Source organism: Frankia sp. CcWB2, assembly GCF_977927585.1.
Genome location: NZ_CDWRCM010000024.1, coordinates 1 through 5,850, shown reverse-complemented (window position 1 = coordinate 5,850; position 5,850 = coordinate 1). Strand labels below are relative to the sequence as shown.

Below are 5,850 nucleotides of genomic sequence, written 5' to 3'. Positions count from 1 at the left end.
GCCACCCTGGGAGCGGGACACCACGCCCAGCCCACGGCAGGTCGGGCAGGTGCGCGGCGTCGTGCCGGGACGCGCCCCGCTGCCGGTGCAGGTGGTACAGGTCGCGGCCCCGGGAAGCCGGACCGACGCCTCCAGGCCGGTCAGCGACTTCTCGAAGGGGATCGTGACCTCGGCCTCGATGTCGGCACCCCGACGCGGGCCGCGTCCGGGTGCCGACCGCTGGAACAGGTTGTCGAAGATGCCGCCGAGGCCGCCGTTCGCCCCACCGAGAAGGTCGTCGAGGTTGAGGTTCGGCCCGCTGCCGTAGCCCGTGCCGGGTGCGCCGAACCCGCCGTAACCCCCGGCTCGGCCAGGCCCGCCGAAGCCGCCGCCGGGACGACCGCCGGCCGCGAACAGCGCCCGGGCCTCGTCGTACTCCCGTCGACGGCCCTCGTCCGAGAGAACGTCGTAGGCCTCGGAGACCTCCTTGAACCGCGCCTCGGCCTTGGCGTCCCCCGGGTTCTTGTCGGGGTGCAGCTCACGGGCCAGCCTGCGGTACGCCTTCTTGATGTCGGTCGCCGAGGCGTCCTTTGGAACGCCGAGAGCGGCGTAATAGTCCTTCTCGACCATGTCGCGAACACTCACGGCGCCCCTCCTTCCTTCACGATGTCATCCGCGCGAGGCGGTGGCCGGCCATGCCCGTCAGACCCCGGCTCGCGGACGGCCGGACGGACCTGGCTCCCCTCTTCAGCCGGTGTTCAGTCGGCGCTGACAGTGGGCCCGCCGTTGTCCGGCCCGGGCGCACTGCCCGTGTCATCGGGAACCGATGCCAGCCGATTCGGCGGGCCGCCTGCCTGGCCCGGGCCGCTCCCCGCCGCCTCGCCGGCCCCGGCGACGACCTCCGCCTCGACTGGCTGATCGACGGTCTCGTCCACCTCGCCCGACGGTTCCGCGACCGACACCTGCGCGGGCCGCAACACCTTGCCCGCGTGCAGGTAACCCGCCCGGAAGACGTCCATGCAAGTCGGCCCGCTCACGTCCGACCGATAGGAGTGCATCAGGGCCTCGTGGACCGACGGGTCGAACTCGTCGCCCTTCGCCCCGTATCGCTCCAGCCCGGTCGCCTCCAGGGCTGCCTCCAAGGCCTCCGCGATCGCCTTGAACGGGCCTTCCAGATCGCCGTGGTCACGAGCCCGGCCGATGTCGTCGAGGGTCGACAGCAGACTCGCCAGCAGCTTCGCCGTCGCCTGCTCGCCGATCTGCTGACGGTCCCGCTCGACCCGCCGACGGTAGTTGTCGAACTCGGCCTTCAGGCGCTGCAGGTCCGCGGTCCGCTCGGTGACCTGCTGGCGCAGTGACGCCACGAGCTCACCGTCACCCTCGCCCGCCGGGACTCCGGCGGGTGGAACCTCCGTGGCCGTCGGGCCGGGGGACGCAGCGGCCTCCGGCCGGACCTCGCCGCTCTCCGGATCGATCCGGCGCCGGTCCCGCACCACCACCGGGGGCTCTGCGGCCTCGTCCCGGCCGTCGGGCCGAGACGAACCCCACCAGTCCGCGGCCTGGCTTGAGGTCACTTCTTGTCCTCCTCATCCACGATTTCCGCGTCGACCACGTCGTCGTCGGCTGCTCCGGCGCCGCCGGAGGCACCCGCGCCCTCCTGGGCGGCCTGCGCGTACATGGCCTGGCCCATCGCCTGGCTAGCCGCGGCCAGCGCGTCGGCCGCCTCGCGGATCGCCGCCGTGTCGGTGCCGGCGACGGCGCCCCGCAGCGTGCCGAGCTTCTCCTCCACGTCGCTCTGCACCGCGGCGTCGATCTTTTCGCCGTTCTCGGCGAGGAACCGCTCGGTCGAGTAGACGAGCGTCTCGGCTTTGTTGCGGGTCTCGGCCTCCTCCCGGCGCCTGCGGTCCTCCTCGGCGTACTGCTCGGCGTCGCGGACCATGCGGTCGATGTCGTCCTTCGGCAGCGCCGAGCCACCGGTGATGGTCATCGACTGCTCCTTGCCGGTGCCCAGGTCCTTCGCGGACACGTGCACGATGCCGTTTGCGTCGATGTCGAAGGTGACCTCGATCTGGGGCATGCCCCGCGGGGCGGGCGGCAGGCCGGTCAGCTCGAACATGCCGAGCTTCTTGTTGTAGGCGGCCATCTCGCGCTCGCCCTGGAAGACCTGGATCTGCACGGAGGGCTGGCTGTCCTCGGCGGTGGTGAAGATCTCCGAGCGATTGGTGGGGATCGTGGTGTTGCGCTCGATGAGCTTGGTCATGATCCCCCCCTTCGTCTCGATGCCGAGCGAGAGTGGGGTGACGTCGAGGAGCAGGACGTCCTTGACCTCGCCCTTGAGCACGCCGGCCTGCAGCGAGGCGCCGACGGCGACGACCTCGTCCGGGTTGACGCCCTTGTTCGGCTCCTTGCCCCCGGTCAGCTCGCGGACCAGCTCGACGACGGCGGGCATCCGGGTGGAACCACCGACGAGGACGACGTGGTCGATGTCGCTGACCTTGATCCCCGCGTCCTTCACCGCCTGCTGGAAGGGGTGCCTGCAGCGGTCGATGAGGTCGGAGGTCATCCGCTGGAACTCGGCGCGCGACAGTGAGACGTCGAGGTGCAGGGGACCCTCGGCCGACGCGGTGATGTAGGGCAGGTTGATCGTGGTCTGGGTGGACTGCGAAAGCTCGATCTTCGCCTTCTCAGCGGCCTCCCGCAGCCGCTGCAGGGCCATCTTGTCCTTGCCGAGGTCGACCCCGTGCTGGCCGTTGAAAGTCTTGATCAGGTGGTCGGTGACGCGCTGATCCCAGTCGTCACCACCGAGGTGGGTGTCACCGGAGGTGGACTTCACCTCGACGACACCGTCGCCGATCTCCAGTAGGGAGACGTCGAAGGTACCGCCACCGAGGTCGAAGACCAGGATGGTCTGCTCCTTCTCGCCCTTGTCCAACCCGTAGGCGAGGGCCGCGGCGGTCGGCTCGTTGACGATCCGCAGGACGTTGAGCCCGGCGATCGTGCCCGCCTCGGTAGTGGCCTGACGCTGGGCGTCATCGAAGTACGCCGGGACGGTGATGACCGCGTCCGTGACCGTCTCACCGAGGTAGGACTCGGCGTCCCGCTTCAGCTTCTGCAGGATGAACGCGCTGATCTCCTGGGGCGTGAGATCCTTCGCGTCGACCGTCATCTTCCAGTCGGTGCCCATGTGGCGTTTGACCGACCGGATGGTGCGCTCGACGTTTGTCACCGCCTGACGCTTGGCGACCTCGCCGACCAGGACCTCGCCGTTCTTCGCGAAAGCCACGACCGACGGGGTCGTCCGGGAGCCCTCGGCGTTGGCGATCACCGTGGGTTCGCCGCCCTCGAGCACGCTCACGACGGAGTTCGTGGTGCCGAGGTCGATACCGACCGCTCGTGCCATGTCTGTGCGCCTTTCGATCATGTCGGTGGCGCCGATCAGGCGGGCGCACCGACCTCGTGGGGATGGAACCTGTCGGTGAACCGAGGTTTGAGGATCACTCCGGGAAGCCTCGGTTCCGCCAACGCTAAGCCAGGCTGGTGTGTTGAGTCGCTCTGACTCATGACGACGGCTCTTATCATAGCCTGACAGAGGTGATCCTAGCGCGCTCAACTTTTGTGCGGCCGGGAAATTCCCGCCAGCGCCGCCGGACGGGACCGGAAGGGGAGCTGGCGGGAAGAGCCTGCGGGGGAGCCGCGTGGAGTGGAGTGGAGTGGGAGAGCGTCAGCTTCCGGCGGGTGGCTGCGGGGCCGAGTCACCCGCGGCACCGTCGCCGGGCGCCTGGCCGGCGTCGGGGTCCGTCGTCTCCCGGGGCGGTCGAACGGCGGCCAGGATGCGCCCGCGGCGGGCTCCCGGGCGCGGCCGTCCGCCCGCGCGTGATCCGAGCCGGGGCGAGACGACCGGCCCCATGCCGGCAGCCGACGGACCGTCCGGCCCGGAGGCCGCGCCGCCGCCGTTCGCGGCCTCGTCAGTGCCCGCTCGGCCGGGAACCGTGAGCGGCATTCCGGTCCGGTTGATGAGGTCGGCCTGTCGGCCCAGGTCGGACTCGATCTGGGCGAGCCGGTCGAGCATCTCGGAAGCGTCCCCGTCGCGCTCACGGATCGTGCGCAGCGCGTCCATCAGGGTCAGCCACTGGTCCCGACCGACGGTGATCTGCTCGGCGAGGCGGTTGGCCGAGTAGGCCGGAAACAGCCGTTCCGTGGCGGCGGCGATCTGCTGGACCTCACCGGGGTTGAGCCGGCCGGGCTTGCGCCGGATGTAGTTGACGACGTCCTTGATGCTGATGATCGTCACTCCGTCGAGGGCGCCGTCGCTCCACAGGACGTTGGCCTCGACCATCACCAGGATCGGACTTACCGGGATCTTAAGCATCGGCAGTGCTGCGCGGATCTGGTTGCGGACCTCGCCACCCAACCAGGCGGTGCGGTCGATCGGGGGCTTGAGTGACTCTCCGTCACAGGTCGCCCCACCCTTCTTGTACCGCACGGTGCCCTTGTTGTTGTCGCTGCTGAGCACCATCACCCCGCCGGGCCCGACCAGGAGGTGACCGATGGTCGCCTCGGAGTAGGGGACGGCCCGGTCGTGCAGGATGACGTACCCTTGGCGGCGCAGCCGGGCGATGGCGCGGGCGGTCCTGCGCTCCGCCTCGGCCCCCTCGCGCAGCGACTCGACGTCGGGGGCGGTCCCGAACGAGGCGATCACGATCCCGGCCGGCCAGGCGATGAAGACCAGCAGGAACACGACGACCGCGACCGTGGGCAGCCCCAGGCCGAAGCCGATGACGAGGGCGAGAACGAGTCCCACCAGGGCCGAGCGCACCGCGGTGCGGGGTACCTCGCGGCTCAGCTTGTCCCGCCGCACGAGTGCCTGGTTCTCCCTGGCCCGGAGGTACTCCGTCTGCAGGGAGTGTCCAGGGCGGCCGACTCGGGTCATCGTCGGCCGGGTGATCGTCGCCATCGTGCCCACCATGTTCGCAGGGTTGTCGTTCGCGGAGTTGTCGTTCGCGGGGTCGTCAACGTCGGTAGGGCCCGTCCGCCGGGGCACGCCGGGCGTCGTCAAGGCATCGCTGGCACCGGGCCCATGCACAACGTGAAGGTGGCGAGCACCGCGGGACACACGATCGCCCGGTCACCGTGGGCGAAAGCTGTCCTTATGGTGCGTCGAAGCACCTGCCGGCACAAGGGTTGACCTCGTCGGCCCGGGAGGCTCCCGGGGGGGAGCGACGTTCCGGGATGGCGGGATCCGGGGCGCCGTGGTAGTCGTGACGGTGCGAGGCGTTGCGTGTTGGTTGGGCGTCTGCCGCTGAACGTAGCAGTCTCGTGCACCTCGCGCGGACGATCGGGCCTTTGGGCCCCTTAGCTCGGGCCGCTCGGACCACATCGTGGCAGGGTTGACGGTGAGCGGGTTCGCTGTCGGCCTCATAGTGCCCCTACGCCCGGGGGTGGGGACCCAGCCAGGCAGGTTGGCCGGGAGGTGGGACCGGACCCGCCCCTACGGTGGCGCGGGCCACTTGTCCGGGTGGCGTGAGCCACTCGTCCCATACGTTGCTGGTCGGTACGAGCAGGCTCGCCCGCGATAGTGGGTGCCAGATGGAGGATGCTGTGAGAATTGCGATCGGTGGAGCGATCACGCTGATTGCTCTCGCGGTTGCCGGGCGCCGGGTTTTCTGGCTGTTCCGGCTGATCAGGTCCGGCCAGCCGGCCGAGGGCCGGCTCGACGACCTGCCGACCCGCGTCTGGACGGAGATCAGCGAGGTCGGGGGGCAGCGCAAGCTGCTGAAGTGGTCGGTGCCCGGGGCGGCCCACTTCTTCACCTTCTGGGGCTTCACGATCCTGCTGCTGACCGTCATCGAGGCCTACGGCGGCCTGTTCGAC

4 protein-coding genes and 1 pseudogene are annotated in these 5,850 nt (G+C 70.0%); 1 reads left to right on the top strand and 4 read right to left on the bottom strand.

The window, feature by feature from the left end; all coding sequences use genetic code 11:
- The 4 genes from ACY45C_RS04560 to ACY45C_RS04545 form a co-directional block, all read right to left on the bottom strand.
- The coding region (locus ACY45C_RS04560; RefSeq protein ID WP_462186388.1) for a DnaJ domain-containing protein at nt 1–624 on the bottom strand (624 nt) is incomplete at its 3' end.
- 113 nt (nt 625–737) lie between these two features.
- On the bottom strand, nt 738–1,553 hold the full coding sequence (gene grpE / locus ACY45C_RS04555; protein WP_462186387.1) for a nucleotide exchange factor GrpE: 816 nt from the start codon (nt 1,551–1,553) through the stop codon (nt 738–740).
- Entirely contained in the window at nt 1,550–3,379 is a 1,830-nt protein-coding gene (dnaK, locus tag ACY45C_RS04550) for a molecular chaperone DnaK (RefSeq protein ID WP_462186386.1), read from the bottom strand. The genes grpE and dnaK overlap by 4 nt, the downstream gene beginning before the upstream one ends.
- Before the next feature lie 321 nt (nt 3,380–3,700).
- The gene (locus ACY45C_RS04545; RefSeq protein WP_462186411.1) at nt 3,701–4,933 is read right to left on the bottom strand and encodes a nuclease-related domain-containing protein; all 1,233 of its coding nucleotides are present in this window, start codon (nt 4,931–4,933) and stop codon (nt 3,701–3,703) included.
- 644 nt (nt 4,934–5,577) lie between these two features.
- On the opposite strand from ACY45C_RS04545, the pseudogene ACY45C_RS04540 reads away from it, so the two are divergent.
- Nucleotides 5,578–5,850: pseudogene (locus tag ACY45C_RS04540) on the top strand (Fe-S oxidoreductase); the annotation flags it as partial.